This window comes from Streptomyces shenzhenensis (assembly GCF_003688995.1).
Taxonomy (GTDB): domain Bacteria; phylum Actinomycetota; class Actinomycetes; order Streptomycetales; family Streptomycetaceae; genus Streptomyces; species Streptomyces shenzhenensis_A.
The window spans coordinates 46280-59954 of record NZ_PENI01000002.1; the positions used below are offsets into that span (position 1 = coordinate 46280).

A 13675-nucleotide genomic window follows, 5' to 3' on the forward strand; every position below is an offset into this window, starting at 1 on the left:
CGAAGGGGCGCGGGGAACTGCGCGACCAGCCACGACGCTGCCGCAGACGACCGACGGCATAGCGCGGCACGCCCAGCGGAGCGAAACGTGCGCCGCAGCGGGCCATGACCCGGTCGTCTACGCGTTCTCCCGTTCTCTGCGTCCCCGCAAGCCCACGGACGAGAGCGCGGCACGCGTTGCAGGCGAGATCACCGCAGCGCTGCCTGCGGGCGTCGACCTGCTCCTGCCGGGCAGTTCCGAAGGACTGGGTGCCGCGTTCCACGGATACGGTCTTGACCTGCTTGTCTGCTATGGATTCTCATGGCGGCTGCCACGGTCCGTGCTACAGATTCCGCGCTACGGCGTGCTCAACATCCACTCCTCGCTGCTGCCCAAATACCGCGGCCCGGCCCCAGTGCTCTGGGCGATCCGCAATGGCGACCCGGACCTGGGCGTGACAGTTCACCGTATGGACGAGGAATTCGACACCGGCCCGGTGCTGGCCCAGCAAGGCGGCGTTCCGCTGCCGGACGATGTGACTCCCCGGAGCCTGTGGACCGATCTTTCCCCAGTGCTGCGCGAGCAGCTGAGCATGGCCCTGGACCGGGTGCGAGACCCTTCGGCCGGCGAACCGCAGTCCGCCGACGGCGTCAGTTATGCGGGGTTGCTGGAACCGGAGTTCTTCGCAGTCGACACCACGATGACCGCGCGCCAGGTCCACAACCAGGTGCGGACGTTCCGTTTCATGGGCCCGAGCCTCGGCCCTACGGCGACGGTCAACGGCCGTCGGTTGAAGGTCCTGCGGACCAGCCTCACCCCAGTCGACGGAATCCGTCTGGACTGCGCCGACGCGCCCGTATGGATCACGGCGTCGGAGCCCGTAGCGGCCGGCGATTAGCTATGTGCCGTCATCACTCAGGCACCGTGCCACCTTCTCTGTGAGCGCGATTGCTCTGGGATCGTCGAACGAACCGAGCAGATGCAGCGCTTCCCCTCGGGCGGCGCGTGCCGCTTCGTGATCGCCCAGAGACGTCAGCGCATCGGCCAGGTGAGCCTGGGCGCGGCCGAGTTGCCAGCGAGAGCCGAGCCGGCGGTAGGTCTGTGCGGCGCGTCGGTGCAGCTCCGCTGCCTCCTCGAAGCGTCCGAGCGACTGGTATGCCTCGCCCGCTCCGTCCAGTGCGGCAGCCTCCCGGGACGCATCACCGAGTTTCTGCTGAACGGCGGCGGACTTCTGGCACAGGCGGAGGGCTTCTTCAGGATTCCCGAGTGCTCGCTCGACTCGTGCTGCTTCGGTCCCCCAATGCCCCTGCCACACCTGGTTGTTCTCGTCATCAGCGATCGACAAGGCGGCGCGGATCGAGCGGGCAGCCGCTTCGGGCTCGTCTGATGTGCGCTGTGCCCAGCTCAGCAGGCACAGGGCATTGCCCTCGCAAGCGCGGTCACCGAGTTGGCGGAAGTCGGCCAGCACCTGCTCGATGAGGGTTCGGGCCTCGGCGCCCTGGCCGAGTTCGCACAGCGTCTCCGCGAGGTTGCTCCGCACCAATGCCGTCCATCGGCGATCGCCGAGTTCACGGAAGATCTCCACGCCGTCCCCGAAGTGTGCTCTGGCCTCGTCGAGTCGTCTCCGACGCAGTCCGAGCAGGCCGAGAGCGTTGACGGACACCGCCATGCCACGGCGGTCGCCGATACGCCGGCGAAGGGCCAGTGAGGCGCGATGATGCTCCTCCGCCTCATCGAGCCGCAATGTCTGGAAGGCAGCCTTGCCCAGAGTTTCGAGCGCCTCCGCCTCACCGTGCTGCTCTCCGGCGCGTGCTGCGGCCTCGACGACGATCCGGGCGGTCGCCTCCCAGTCGTCGAAGGCGTTCTGGTGCATGTAGACGGCCCGCATCACCACGGCCAATCGCGTGCCGCATACGCGGTGTGGAGGTACCAGGCGAGACAGCGTCTGAGGATCTCTGTCCGCTCCGTCTCGCTCTCCTCCCGCCGTACCTGCTCCGCCGCATAGGCCCGCAGCAGGTCATGGAACTCGTAGCGTCCGGCGGGGCGCCGCTCCAGCAGATGGGCTCGCACCAAGGTGTCCAACAGGCCCCGTACAGGGGCCGGATCGCCTCCGGCGAGGCTCGCGGCGGCGGGCAGGCCGAACTCGTTGCCAGGGTGCAGGCCGAGCCGTCGGAACAACTGGGCCGCGGGGCCGGGCAGCGCTCGGTAAGACCACTCGAAAACGCTGCGCATTGCGTCGGACCCCTCCTCGGCCTCGGCTGTCAGAACGCTCCACCGGGCCGATTCGTCGCGCAGGTCGTCGATCAGCTCGCCGAGCGGCATGGATGGCCGGCCCGCCGCACGTTCGGCGGCGATACGCAGTGCCAGAGGCAGCCCCGCGCACAGTCGGGCCAACGCCGCCAAGTCTCCCCGATGGTCGCTGGTCCGGTAGTCGGCGGTGGCGGCACGCAGCAGTTCCACGGCGTCCGCCGTGGGGAACGTTGTGACGTCCAGGCGCAGTGCGCCCTCCTGGCGGACCAGGCCGGACAGGTCATCCCGGCTGGTCACCACGACGAGGCAACCGGAGGTGGCAGGCAGCAGCGGGCGGACCTGCGAGCTGTCCGCGGCATTGTCGAGTACGAGCAGCATGCGGCGCTCGGCGAGCAGCGACCGGAACATCGTCTCCCGGCGCTCCGGTTCGGCCGGCACATGTGTGGCGGGGACGCCGAGGTCCTCCAGGAAGCGGCCCAGTACTTCCTGCGGTGTAACAGGGGAGCCCGCGGTGTGGCCCCGCAGGTTGGCGTAGAGCTCACCCCCTGGGAAATGCGACCGGATGCTGTGCGCCCAATGCAGTGCGCAACTGATGCGGCACGATGACAGGCGCGGGCAGCGGCACCGGGTGATGAAAATGCACCCCGCCGCTGACCTCGCCAGCCTGCACGACCGTGTGTGCCGAAGCCGGGCCGTCGAACCGGTTGACGTGACCCGGGACGTCTTCTCTCATCTCGGTGCTTGGCGCTGCGGGGGCGGAAGGGGCGCCACATGCCCGTCAAACCAGTGCGCCAAGGGCTCACCGGCGTTGTAGATGCTCATGATGAGCTCCCGGCAACGCAGGACGAGTTGGCGGTCGACAAACTTCAGCGCGGCGACCAGGATGCCCCGCTCGTCGTAGAGCGCCTGATACATCACCTGGTTTCCGAGAGTGGAGATCTCGGGCAGAGGGCCGTCCTGCTCGTACTGGGCCACGCGGTCTGCGTCGGTGACATGGATGGGGCCCCCGCACTGGTCCCGGATACGCAGCGCGTGGAGTTCCCACTGCATGTAGTCGCTCAGCGGCTCCTCGACCACGCGGGCCCGCCGGGCCACGAAGCCGTTCTGCTCGACTTTGCGGTGGTACTCCGCCATGTCCGCGCGGCCCGCTTCCAGCAAGCGCAGGGACTCATCCCAGTCGCCACGCCAGAATGCCTCCCAGCTGTCGTAGCCGGGTTCCTTGAATGTCTGCTGCCGCTCAAGTTTCCAGAATCCGAGATCGCCGCAGTGCCAGAAGTACTTCTCGAAGTCGGCGTAGTAGTCCTTGAGCGCCATACGCTCTCCCACCGCACCGTGCAGCGGACTACGCATCCGGGATGTCCGCCTTGGCCGCGAGGATCGTCGCCCGGGGGATGATGACCAGCCGTTCTCCGGGATCGACCCGTACGTCGTCCGGAAGCCGCCCCTCGTAGGAAGCGGTCAGATCCGCACCGATGACCGCGACATCTCCGTTGTCCAGCTCCCACATGTCAGGGCAGCCGGTGTTCCCGGAAGTCTGCCCCAGCTCAAGAGACGACTTGCCCAGCCGCCGTGCGAAGAACGCGTCGGGATCGGCTTCCCACTTCTTCGCCATGTCTCCTCCAGCCGCCGGCATTTGATGAAGGCCCAGCTCTGAGAGTGACGACAGTATCACCTAGAGTGTTTGTTCGACTTCGGGATTCCCGCTCGTTTGTGGCGGCAGGAGTGCAGTGCCCCACCCGGCGACGGAACTGCCCGTCCCGGTGTTCACCGAGGTCACCTCCGTCGTCAGTTGGCCGCCCTTCCGCCTGGCCGAGGGCGAGCAGCCTGCTGCTGCCCTCCTGCCCTGCTGCCCGTCGCCGCGGATGCGGGGCTGACAGTGTGGACTACATGCGGCGGGTCCCGCGTTACTGTTCCGTGCCGGGGCCAAGGAGTCGGCGGATGCGCTCGTACTCGGCGGCCATCTCCGGTGTGGCGAGGAAGTCGTCGAGGTCGGCGGAGACCTCGTGGTCGACGTCCTCGATGGAACGGATGGCGAGTTCGTACAGCTCGCCCCGCCGGTTCTGCTCCAAGTAGCTGTGCCAGTGCGCCAACGCGCGGATGGCGGTGAGGACTCCGGGGTCCAGATCGTCATCGACCAGGATGCCGTCGTGGATCGCCGCAAGCGCGTCGTGCAGCTCGGCGGCGCTGATCGTCAGTACGTTCGCGCAGGCGGTGGCCAGTGCCGCCCGCGCCTCCTCGGTGAGTTCGTCCTCGGCCGCACCGCGCAGCAGTTCCGGCCGCACCAGACGGGTGACCGTCTTTTCCCCGAAGGCACGAACGCCGTCCTCGGTGGCCCCGACGATCATCCGAAGAACGTCCGCCTCAACTTCGCTGTAATGCACGCCCGTAGCTTAGGGCTCGCGCAGATAGGCATGGGGCCATGGTCGTCGGGCGGGGCGGTCGTCCCAGCGGTAGGTGGTCCAGGCGCGGCGGATGGTGCTACGGACGGTGATGACGACGCCCGCAAGGTCGAAGAAGGCGTTGATGACGCTGGTGCGGCGTTCGGAGCAGTGCGCGTTGTGGCCGGGCGGGCAGTCCTGCTCATCCCGCACCGCAGCGACGCGGCCGACGAGGGCGCGCCGCCCGGCGGCCACCGCAAGATCCTGGCGATCGTGCGGGAGGCCGACGGCCCGGCCCGGCTTTCTTACCGGTGGTCTGGCGGCCGGTGATCAGTCGGCTCGTGGTTCTGTGTCAGCGTGGCCGGCCCGACGGTCACGACCACAGGCCCGGACGTCACCTCCTGCCGCCCTCAGCCGGGCCGGCCTCGTCCATCCGGACGGGTTCACCCACGAGGTCATCCGCCGCCGCCGTGTCTCCGCCCCTGCAGGCAGATCGACGTCGTGCGGGACGACCATTCGTCTGCGTTCTCCGCGCTGAATCCCTGCCGCAGGGGTGGAACGCAGCGGGCCCGCCGACGCCTGATCACGCAGGTGTGCGGCACGACAGGCTCAGCGGAGTGGGGGGAGACCCCGCTCAGACCTCCAGCTTGCCCTCTATGCGCTTGAGCGCGTGCCGAGCCAGCGCCAGATTGCCGCGTGAACGGTCCAACGCGAGGTAGAGGAAGAGGCTCCCGCCACTGTTGCCCAACGGGCGGATGATGTGGTACTGCGCGCCGAGCGTGATGAGGATGTCCTCGATCGAGTCCTCCACCCCGAGCAGTCCGAGCGTACGGGTCTTGGCGCGGACCACCTCGGTGTTGCCCGCGGCGGCCACCTCCAGGTCCAGCCCCTGGCCACCGCCGAGGACCCCGAGCGACATGCCGCTTTCGTAGTCGACCAGGGCGACGCCGAGGGCGCCCTCGATGGCCATGGCTTCCTTGAGCGCGGTCTCGATGTTCATGGTCATGCCCTTCACTCGTGCGGTGGTGCGACGTTGCAGAAAATTCAGAATATGAGCGCTGTGTGCCCTGTCCTGAACGTTTCTGCTTAAAGTACTGTGCCTTCTGTTGCCGTGTGAAGCATCGGTGAAAGTGAGTCCCTTTGTCATCAGTCGAAGCCTCCCTGAGCTGCCTGCTGGAACTGCCAGGCGTCACGGGTGTCACGCTCATCGACGCGGTCACGGGACTGACGTACGGCGAGGCCGGAACGAACGGCTCGGATCCCGTCGAGTGCAGCCGCCTCACAGCTCTCATCGGCAACGGACTGAACGCGGCTGGTACGCAAGGCGAGTTGGAGAGCGTCGTCATCACGGGAACCAACCGCCTGCTTGTCGTCGCCACCGTGCCCCGGCAGGGCGATCCTCTGCTGCTGACCGCCGTGCTGGAGCGCGGCCAGGCCAACCTGGCCCTGGTCCTGCACCACTTGGGCCTCTATGCCGCCGAGGTGATCGCGTGAAGGCTGCGGACGCCGCCCCGCGTAACCTCCCCGCCCTCCTCGCCGCTCTCCATGAGGATGAGCGCGACGCGGCGGTCATCGTCGGCGGCACCCCGGGCGGCACCATCCACCTGCGCCAGGGCAGGATCGTGGGGGTGGACACCCCCGGCGCCCCCAGCGCGGAGTCGACTCTCCTGAAATCAGGGCGAGTCGAGGACAGCGCCTGGGCGATGGCCTGCGCGGCAAGCGGCTCCGGCGGGAACACCCTGCGCGACGAACTTCGTCGACGCGACCTGCTGACCCCAGAAGAGTTCGAGATCGTCTGTACAGCGGCGCTGTTCGACGGCGCCTTCGCCCTCGCCCTCGGCTCCGCCGCCGAGTGGGAGGTACGCGGGCCGTCCCGGCCTGTCGTCACGGCCCGTGCCTTCGCCCCGCACCTCGTCACCGCCGAGACCACTCGCCGCCTCGCCACCATCACCGAACTCTGGGGATCAGCAACGGAGTTGGCCCGCACCCGCATCCGTACGGCCAACACCTCCCCGGTCCGTCTTCTCCCCAGACACACGGACATCCTGGAAGCCGCCAACGGCCGTCGCACCCCCCGCGACATCGCCTTCGCCCTGGGCCGCGGCACGTACGCCGTCATGCTCGACCTCTCCCACCTGCGCGCCCTCGGCCTCATCGAGCACGACACACCACCGCTCGGCCGCCCCAGCACCGCCCCGCGCATGCCCGGCCCCCGGACCGGGACCCCGAGCCCGGCCGCCCCGGCTCCGCTTCCAAAACGCTCACCCGGAGCACGCCACCCACACCGATCGGATGCGGTGTGAACCCGCGTCGGCGCAGGAAGTCCAAACGACGTAACCTCGCCCTCTCCCGGCAGTTGAGACTCGCTCGCACCCGCACAGGTCCGCGCTCACCGCTGCCGCCGTTGCCCACGCGCCAACCCGGCGCGGCACCCGACCGACCGTCCTTCCCGACGAACCTCACTGAGCACCAGCCCGAGACAGCCCTCCTCCACTGCGTCCGCGCGGGTCTCGCGGGACTGCCCTGAACCACGCCCGCACACTCCAGCACGCCACCCCACACACGTCGGGAATGCAGATGCCTGAAATCCACCAGCCCGAACCACTCGTCGAGGTGCTCACGGCACTGCGCGAAGGCGTGATGGGTGTCAGCGAGACAGTGATCTCCACCGTCGACGGCCTCCTTGTCGCCGCCGACGTCGACGCCGTGCACGCGGAGTCCATCGCCGCCCTCTCCGCCGCCACCCACAGCCTCGCGCACCGCATGGCCCACGAGGCGGGCGGTACGGGCCTGCGCGATGTCACCACCCGCAGCGCGGACCGGCACGTGGTCGTTCTGGCGATCAACGACCGAGCCCTGCTCACCATCCTCGGCGACGACGGCCTGGACCTGATCCGCCTCCAGCACGACATCCACACGACGCTGGCACACCTCGCGAAAATCCTCAAAGGCGACACCCCGGCCTGATGGCGCCCGCCGATCCCACCGAGGCCGAACGGCGGCATCAGCCGGTGGGTGGTGATCTGCTTGACGTCGACTTTGTCGCGGGTGACACGGTCGTCCGGGTCGAGGCCCGGATGACTGTCAGGCGGGCGTCCTGCCCGGGACGCGGGTGCTGGCGAAGCCGAACACACAGCTCCTGCCTGCGGTTTCCCCGTGATCTACCAGCGGCTGGCAAGTCCGTCGTGGTGTCACTACGGGTGCGTCGGTTCGTCTGCACGGAGGGCTCCTGTCCGCGCAGGACCTTCGCCCAGCAGGTGTCCGGGCTCACCCTCCGGTTCGGCCGACGGACCGAGCGGCTGCGATCGGCGTTGGTCTCGGTCGGTCCGTTCATGAGAGACCCGCGAGGGCGTCCGCTTCGCTCCGGCGGGCGGTGATCCACTGCCGCTCCCGCGTCCCCCGTGCCCTCCCGCGTTCTCAGCGCGTGCCGACCTGCTGACGGATCGTAGGCGGGAACCGACCAGCTCCCTTGTCGCCCAGAGCGCTCTGCCTCAAGACGTCCCGGCATGCGCCACGTCCGGTGAATGGCCGGGAAGTGCCGCTTCCGGGCCGCTCACTGTCTGGCTCACCCGCACCGCGGGAGTGAACTCCCAGGCCATCGCTTCCCGTTACATGCCAGAGGAAGTCGCGGTCGCCACCCGCGTTCTCGAACGCCCCCGACAGGCCCAACTGGCCTGGTTCCAGCGGAATGCGCGGACGCTCACCCGGTGCGATCTGAAGCCCGTCCTCGACCCCGCCCGCTTCTGAACCGGCCACTACGAGCCGGCCGACAGAGAGAAACACTCATGGACTGGTGGCTCCACGTGCGCCGGGTACCCGCGGTCGGCGCCGCCCTCGCCGCCTGCCTCGTCCTCGGCGCCGCCGCCGATTCCATCCAGATCCCCGTACCGGTCGTAGTCGGCGGACTCTCCTTCGCATTCCCTCTGCCGTTCCTGCTGCCGCTCGCACCGGTGTGCCTCATCCTGTAGGGACAGTCCCGCGGAGGCAGCCCCATCGAGGCGACGGCCGTGCGACCGGTACGGCTGTGGGACACCGGGTTCATGACGGCCTGCACCGTACTGACGCTCGCCGGGGGCTGGCTCGTATCGGCCACGACCGGCCATATCCCCGCCGCGGGCATGGCCCGCAACTTCCTGGGCTACCTCGGACTCGCCCTGTTGCTGCGCACCTTCACCAGCCTGCACATCGCGGCCACGAGCGTCACTCTCTTCCCGATCGCCTGCGCGGCCTTCGGCGTTCACCACGGAACCCCCGCACGCTGGGCATGGCCCCTGCACGAACCCACCCCTCTACCGGCATTCATCGCGGCCGTCGCCTTGGGAATGGCCGGACTGGCCGCTGCCGCTCTCCCCGTTTCCGCCGCCCGCCCGGCTCGACCATCGGAGCAATGACTTGACGAGTCACGCGGTGTGCGGACGCCGAGTGAGGCGGCGGTGTCGGCGACGGCCCAAACCGCCCCTGTCCAAGGGGGCGAGGATGTCAAAGTCGTTGGATGATCGTCCCGGTGGCCAGTCCACCGCCCGCGCACATCGTGATGAGCGCGAACTCCTTGTCCGTGCGCTCCAGTTCATGGAGTGCCGTGGTGATGAGGCGGGCCCCGGTCGAACCGACCGGGTGCCCGAGGGCGATCGCGCCGCCGTTGACGTTGACCTTCGTCAGGTCCTGGTCGAAGACCTGGGCCCAGCTCAACACCACGGAGGCGAACGCCTCGTTGATCTCGACGAGGTCGATGTCCTTCAGAGTCATCCCGGCCTTGCCCAGCACGGCCTTCGTCGCGTCGATCGGCCCGTCGAGGTGGAAGTGCGGGTCCGCGCCGACCAGGGCCTGGGCGACGATCCGTGCCCTCGGCCGCAGCTTCAGCGCCCGCGCCATCCGTTTGGACGCCCACATGAGGGCCGCCGAACCGTCGGAGATCTGCGAGGAGTTGCCCGCCGTGTGCACGGCCGTCGGCATGATGGGCTTCAGCCCGGCCAGGACCTCCATGGAGGTGTCGCGCGGCCCCTCGTCCCTGTCGACCAGCCGCCACATGCCCTGCCCGGCGTGCTGCTCCTCCTCGGTGGTGGGGACCTGGACGGCGAAGGTCTCGCGCTTGAAGCGCTCCTCGGCCCAGGCGTGCGCGGCCCGCTCCTGCGAGAGCACGCCCAGCGCGTCGACGTCCTCCCGGGTGAGCCCGCGGTTGCGGGCGATGCGCTCCGCCGCCTCGAACTGGTTGGGCAGGTCCACGTTCCACTCGTCGGGGAACGGCTTGCCGGGACCGTGCTTGGAGCCCGAGCCGAGCGGCACCCGCGACATGGCCTCGACGCCGCAGCTGATCCCGACGTCGATGACGCCGGCCGCGACCATGTTGGCCACCATGTGCGCGGCCTGCTGCGAGGAGCCGCACTGGCAGTCCACGGTGGTCGCCGCCGTCTCGTACGGCAGGCCCACGGTCAGCCACGCCGTGCGCGCGGGGTTCATGGACTGCTCGCCGGCATGGGTCACCGTGCCGCCGACGATCTGCTCCACGCAGTCGGCGGGGATGCCGGTGCGGCCCAGCAGTTCACGGTAGGTCTCGCCCAGGAGATAGGCGGGATGGAGGTTGGCGAGCGCGCCGCCGCGCTTGCCGATCGGGGTGCGTACCGCCTCGACGATCACGGGTTCCGCGGCCATGGGGAATCGTCCTCTCCTCGGTCACCCGCGCGGCGCGGGGCGTCCCGGCCCGGCCCGCCACGCAGAACTAGAACGCGTACCAGTTCTGTGTGCAGTTTGCTGACAGTCCGTACCCAACCGCAAGAGGGCTGCGCGCAAATTGGGGGCACTCTACCTCTTGCGAGTTGTAGAACCGGTTACTACGGTCGCGGCGACCGGGATTTCCTGATGGACCGTCAGAATGGTGGGAGTGAGTCGCTCATGCCCTGTCCCGCGCTGTCCGACGGGTTCGACTTCACCGACCCCGATCTGCTGCACCAGCGTGTGCCGCTGCCGGAGTTCGCCGAGCTGCGCCGGGCCGAGCCGGTGCGCTGGATACCACAGCCGCACGGCCTGGCCGGATTCGCCGACGACGGCTACTGGGCCGTGACCCGGCACGAGGACGTCAAGTATGTCTCCACCCACCCGGAGATCTTCTCCTCCTTCCTCAACACGGCGATCATCCGCTTCACCGAGCACATGGAACGGGACGCCATCGACGCCCAGCGGCTGATCCTGCTCAACATGGACCCGCCCGAGCACACCAGGGTCCGGCAGATCGTGCAGCGCGGCTTCACCCCGCGCGCCATCCGCGCGCTGGAGGACCGGCTGCGGGCCCGGGCGCGCGCGATCGTCCAGGGGGCGCTCGCCCGCTCCGGGCCCTTCGACTTCGTCACCGAGGTCGCCTGCGAACTGCCCCTCCAGGCCATCGCGGAGCTGATCGGCGTGGCACAGGAGGACCGGTCCAAGATCTTCGACTGGTCCAACAAGATGGTCGCGTACGACGACCCGGAGTACGCGATCACCGAGGAGGTCGGCGCGGAGGCGGCCACCGAGATCATCGCCTACGCCATGAACATGGCCGCCGACCGCAAGCAGTGCCCGGCCAAGGACATCGTCAGCACGCTGGTGGCCGCCGAGGACGAGGGCAACCTCAACTCGGACGAGTTCGGCTTCTTCGTACTGATGCTGGCGGTCGCGGGCAACGAGACCACCCGTAATGCCATCACCCACGGCATGCACGCCTTCCTCACCCACCCCGACCAGTGGGACCGCTACAAGCGCGAGCGGCCGGAGACCGCGGCGGAGGAGATCGTCCGCTGGGCGACCCCCGTCAACGCCTTCCAGCGCACCGCCACCCAGGACACCGAGCTGGGCGGACGGCAGATCAAGAAGGGCGACCGGGTCGGACTGTTCTACGCCTCCGCCAATCACGACCCCGAGGTCTTCACGGACCCGGACGCGTTCGACATCACCCGCGACCCCAACCCGCACCTCGGTTTCGGCGGCGGCGGCCCGCACTACTGCCTCGGCAAGTCCCTGGCGGTGCTGGAGATCGACCTGATCTTCCAGGCGGTCGCGGACGCCATGCCGGACCTGAAACTGGTCGGCGCCCCCCGCCGACTGCGCTCCGCTTGGATCAACGGAATCAAGGAACTCCAGGTCACCACCGGCTGACCCCGCGCCCGGCCACGACGGTGCCGCGGCCGGGTGACGGCGTTCCAGTGAACGGCGGGTCCGTCGTCGGGCAGAGGGAGCCCGCCGTTTTGGATCCGCGTTCGCCGCTGGCTGACCGCGCGCCCGGCCACGACGGTGCCGCGGCCGGGCGACGGCGTTCCAGTGAGCGGCGGGTCCGTCGTCGGGCAGAGGGAGCCCGCCGTTTTGGATCCGCGTTCGCCGTCGGCTGGCCGTGCGTCCTGAAGGGGCGCGGGGAACTGCGCGAGCGGCCACGACGGTGCCGCGGCCGGGTGACGGCGTTCCAGTGAACGGCGGGTCCGTCGTCGGGCAGAGGGAGCCCGCCGTTTTGGATCCGCGTTCGCCGTCGGCTGGCCGTGCGTCCTGAAGGGGCGCGGGGAACTGCGCGAGCGGCCACGACGGTGCCGCGGCCGGGAGGCGGCGTTCCAGTGAACGGCGGGTCCGTCGTCGGGCAGAGGGAGCCCGCCGTTTTGGATCCGCGTTCGCCGTCGGCTGGCCGTGCGTCCTGAAGGGGCGCGGGGAACTGCGCGAGCGGCCACGACGGCGCCGCGGCCGGGCGACGGCGTTCAGTGAACGGCGGGTCCGTCGTCGGGCAGAGGTCAGTGGTCGGCCTGGACGGGGTCCGCGAGGTTGACCGCGGCCTTGGGTGAGCAGTACGGCCGGGCGTAACTGTACCATCTGGAAGGTGCAGTTACTCGGGCTGGCGGGCTTGGCTGGAATTGAGTGCCTCCCGGGGTTTTCTGGTAACGGATTGATAACGCACCTGGGTGTGTGTGGGTTAGGGTTCTCCGCGGACAACGCCTTCCGTCGCATGCCTTCCGTCGCGCGCTCCATGACCTGACTCGTCCACAGCGTCAGCCGCGTCGGCATCCTCTTTCCTGGCGCGGGTGGCGCTCCGTCTCCTGTGAAAGCGGGAAATCTCGTGAGCACCCCCCACTCTCCCGATGGTGAAACGCTGCTGACCGTCACGCGGCGGAGGCAGGCTGCCGACGGAGTCCTCGACCTCACGCTCGCCCGTCCGGACGGCGGGCCGCTGCCGGAGTGGCGGCCCGGCGCCCACGTCGAGGTGCTGCTCGGCAACGGCCTGGTCCGGCACTACTCGCTGTGCGGCGACCCTGCCGACCGCTCGGGCTGGCGGATCGCCGTGCTGCGCACTTCCGCGAGCCGCGGTGGGTCGGCCCATGTGCACGACGAACTGCACGTCGGCGTACCGGTGGGCGTGCGTGGGCCGAGGGAGAACTTCACCTTTCGCGCCATGGAGCGCTGCCTGTTCGTAGCCGGCGGGATCGGGATCACTCCGCTGCTGCCGATGGTCGCGGCGGCCGAGGCGGCAGGTGTGGAGTGGCGTCTGCTCTACGGCGGCAGGAGCCTCGCCTCGATGGCCTTCCTCGACGAACTGGCCGTCTACGGAGACGCGGTGCGCACCGTGCCGCAGGACCAGTTCGGCCTGCCCGACCTCGCTGGGTACCTCGGAGCACCCGACGAGAAGACCCTCGTCTACTGCTGCGGCCCGGAACCGATGCTCACCGCAGTGGAGGACCTCAGCCGGACCTGGCCCGCGGGAACCCTGCGCACCGAGCGCTTCCAGGCAGCGCAACTCCCCTCCGACACGGTGGACTCCGCATTCGACATCGTTCTCTCCGGCTCCGACGTCACCCTGCGCGTGCCTGCGGACCGCAGCATCCTGGACGTCGTCCGCGACGCCAGGATCCCGGTCCCCAGTTCGTGCACGGAAGGCATCTGCGGGACATGCGAGACAGAGGTGCTCGAAGGCGAGCCCGATCACCGGGACTCCGTCCTCAGCGTGGAAGAACGGGAATCCGGCGAAACGATGATGATCTGCGTCTCCCGCTCCCGCAGCCCGCATCTGGTCCTCGACCTGTGACCACCCGCCGCCGCGACGAGCCGCCGGCACACCGGCGCCA

General features: G+C 69.2%; 18 protein-coding genes. 10 read left to right on the top strand and 8 right to left on the bottom strand.

The features are described from left to right. Positions 1-244: 244 nt before the first annotated feature. A complete protein-coding gene (locus CTZ28_RS03245; protein ID WP_259471480.1) occupies positions 245-877 on the top strand; it encodes a methionyl-tRNA formyltransferase in 633 nt (210 codons plus the stop codon). Here CTZ28_RS03245 and CTZ28_RS03250 read toward each other — a convergent pair whose 3' ends face one another. The 4 genes from CTZ28_RS03250 to CTZ28_RS03265 form a co-directional block, all read right to left on the bottom strand. Then, a complete protein-coding gene (locus tag CTZ28_RS03250) occupies positions 878-1873 on the bottom strand; it encodes a tetratricopeptide repeat protein (protein ID WP_121887681.1) in 996 nt (331 codons plus the stop codon). After that, complete coding sequence (locus CTZ28_RS03255) at positions 1867-2637, bottom strand: NB-ARC domain-containing protein (protein WP_183154249.1); 771 nt, start codon at positions 2635-2637, stop codon at positions 1867-1869. Before CTZ28_RS03255 ends, CTZ28_RS03250 begins: the two co-directional genes overlap by 7 nt. A gap of 321 nt (positions 2638-2958) precedes the next feature. Further along, positions 2959-3543 carry a DUF6879 family protein gene (locus CTZ28_RS03260; protein ID WP_259471449.1) on the bottom strand — a complete coding sequence of 195 codons (585 nt, stop codon included), beginning with the start codon at positions 3541-3543 and terminating at the stop codon, positions 2959-2961. 28 nt (positions 3544-3571) lie between these two features. Next, positions 3572-3841, bottom strand: coding sequence for a hypothetical protein (locus CTZ28_RS03265; protein WP_121887684.1), 270 nt, complete (start codon positions 3839-3841; stop codon positions 3572-3574). Positions 3842-3956: 115 nt separating this feature from the next. On the opposite strand from CTZ28_RS03265, the gene CTZ28_RS03270 reads away from it, so the two are divergent. Continuing rightward, positions 3957-4103, top strand: coding sequence for a hypothetical protein (locus CTZ28_RS03270; RefSeq protein ID WP_259471450.1), 147 nt, complete (start codon positions 3957-3959; stop codon positions 4101-4103). Positions 4104-4133: 30 nt separating this feature from the next. Here the strand turns inward: CTZ28_RS03270 and CTZ28_RS03275 are convergent, their stop codons facing one another. From CTZ28_RS03275 to CTZ28_RS03285, 3 genes are all read right to left on the bottom strand, one after another. Beyond that, positions 4134-4610, bottom strand: a complete 477-nt coding sequence (locus CTZ28_RS03275; protein ID WP_121887685.1) for a hypothetical protein — start codon at positions 4608-4610, stop codon at positions 4134-4136. A 9-nt stretch (positions 4611-4619) separates the two neighbouring features. Continuing rightward, positions 4620-4862 (bottom strand): hypothetical protein, encoded by a 243-nt coding sequence (locus tag CTZ28_RS03280; protein ID WP_121887686.1) that lies wholly within the window; start codon positions 4860-4862, stop codon positions 4620-4622. A gap of 379 nt (positions 4863-5241) precedes the next feature. Then, positions 5242-5607 (bottom strand): hypothetical protein, encoded by a 366-nt coding sequence (locus CTZ28_RS03285; RefSeq protein WP_121888082.1) that lies wholly within the window; start codon positions 5605-5607, stop codon positions 5242-5244. A gap of 140 nt (positions 5608-5747) precedes the next feature. On the opposite strand from CTZ28_RS03285, the gene CTZ28_RS03290 reads away from it, so the two are divergent. The 6 genes from CTZ28_RS03290 (at position 5748) to CTZ28_RS03310 (ending at position 8998) form a co-directional block, all read left to right on the top strand. Further along, on the top strand, positions 5748-6101 hold the full coding sequence (locus CTZ28_RS03290) for a hypothetical protein (protein WP_183154250.1): 354 nt from the start codon (positions 5748-5750) through the stop codon (positions 6099-6101). Beyond that, positions 6098-6910: a hypothetical protein gene (locus CTZ28_RS03295; RefSeq protein ID WP_121887687.1), complete on the top strand. Its 813-nt coding sequence runs from the start codon at positions 6098-6100 to the stop codon at positions 6908-6910. Before CTZ28_RS03290 ends, CTZ28_RS03295 begins: the two co-directional genes overlap by 4 nt. 274 nt (positions 6911-7184) lie before the next feature. Next, positions 7185-7574, top strand: coding sequence for a roadblock/LC7 domain-containing protein (locus CTZ28_RS03300; RefSeq protein WP_121887688.1), 390 nt, complete (start codon positions 7185-7187; stop codon positions 7572-7574). A gap of 468 nt (positions 7575-8042) precedes the next feature. Further along, the gene (locus CTZ28_RS49920) at positions 8043-8354 is read left to right on the top strand and encodes a DUF7224 domain-containing protein (RefSeq protein WP_436845609.1); all 312 of its coding nucleotides are present in this window, start codon (positions 8043-8045) and stop codon (positions 8352-8354) included. Between the two features lie 38 nt (positions 8355-8392). Then, a complete protein-coding gene (locus tag CTZ28_RS03305; RefSeq protein ID WP_121887689.1) occupies positions 8393-8575 on the top strand; it encodes a hypothetical protein in 183 nt (60 codons plus the stop codon). 72 nt (positions 8576-8647) lie between these two features. After that, entirely contained in the window at positions 8648-8998 is a 351-nt protein-coding gene (locus CTZ28_RS03310; RefSeq protein WP_147481109.1) for a hypothetical protein, read from the top strand. A gap of 88 nt (positions 8999-9086) precedes the next feature. On the opposite strand, the gene CTZ28_RS03315 is transcribed toward CTZ28_RS03310, so the two are convergent. Further along, positions 9087-10256 (bottom strand): steroid 3-ketoacyl-CoA thiolase, encoded by a 1170-nt coding sequence (locus CTZ28_RS03315; protein WP_121887691.1) that lies wholly within the window; start codon positions 10254-10256, stop codon positions 9087-9089. A 240-nt stretch (positions 10257-10496) separates the two neighbouring features. Here CTZ28_RS03315 and CTZ28_RS03320 point away from each other — a divergent pair, with 240 nt between their 5' ends. Beyond that, positions 10497-11732: a cytochrome P450 gene (locus CTZ28_RS03320; RefSeq protein ID WP_121887692.1), complete on the top strand. Its 1236-nt coding sequence runs from the start codon at positions 10497-10499 to the stop codon at positions 11730-11732. A gap of 940 nt (positions 11733-12672) precedes the next feature. Further along, entirely contained in the window at positions 12673-13635 is a 963-nt protein-coding gene (locus tag CTZ28_RS03325; RefSeq protein ID WP_121887693.1) for a PDR/VanB family oxidoreductase, read from the top strand. The last annotated feature ends 40 nt before the right edge of the window (positions 13636-13675 follow it).

Bases quoted from the DNA above. Each gene is read 5' to 3' on its own strand.
- CTZ28_RS03255 (WP_183154249.1), bottom strand. From the start codon at position 2,637: ATGTTCCGGTCGCTGCTCGCCGAGCGCCGCATGCTGCTCGTACTCGAC.
- CTZ28_RS03260 (WP_259471449.1), bottom strand. From the start codon at position 3,543: ATGGCGCTCAAGGACTACTACGCCGACTTCGAGAAGTACTTCTGGCAC.
- CTZ28_RS03265 (WP_121887684.1), bottom strand. From the start codon at position 3,841: ATGGCGAAGAAGTGGGAAGCCGATCCCGACGCGTTCTTCGCACGGCGG.
- CTZ28_RS03285 (WP_121888082.1), bottom strand. From the start codon at position 5,607: ATGAACATCGAGACCGCGCTCAAGGAAGCCATGGCCATCGAGGGCGCC.
- CTZ28_RS03300 (WP_121887688.1), top strand. From the start codon at position 7,185: ATGCCTGAAATCCACCAGCCCGAACCACTCGTCGAGGTGCTCACGGCA.
- CTZ28_RS03305 (WP_121887689.1), top strand. From the start codon at position 8,393: ATGGACTGGTGGCTCCACGTGCGCCGGGTACCCGCGGTCGGCGCCGCC.
- CTZ28_RS03310 (WP_147481109.1), top strand. From the start codon at position 8,648: ATGACGGCCTGCACCGTACTGACGCTCGCCGGGGGCTGGCTCGTATCG.
- CTZ28_RS03315 (WP_121887691.1), bottom strand. From the start codon at position 10,256: ATGGCCGCGGAACCCGTGATCGTCGAGGCGGTACGCACCCCGATCGGC.
- CTZ28_RS03320 (WP_121887692.1), top strand. From the start codon at position 10,497: ATGCCCTGTCCCGCGCTGTCCGACGGGTTCGACTTCACCGACCCCGAT.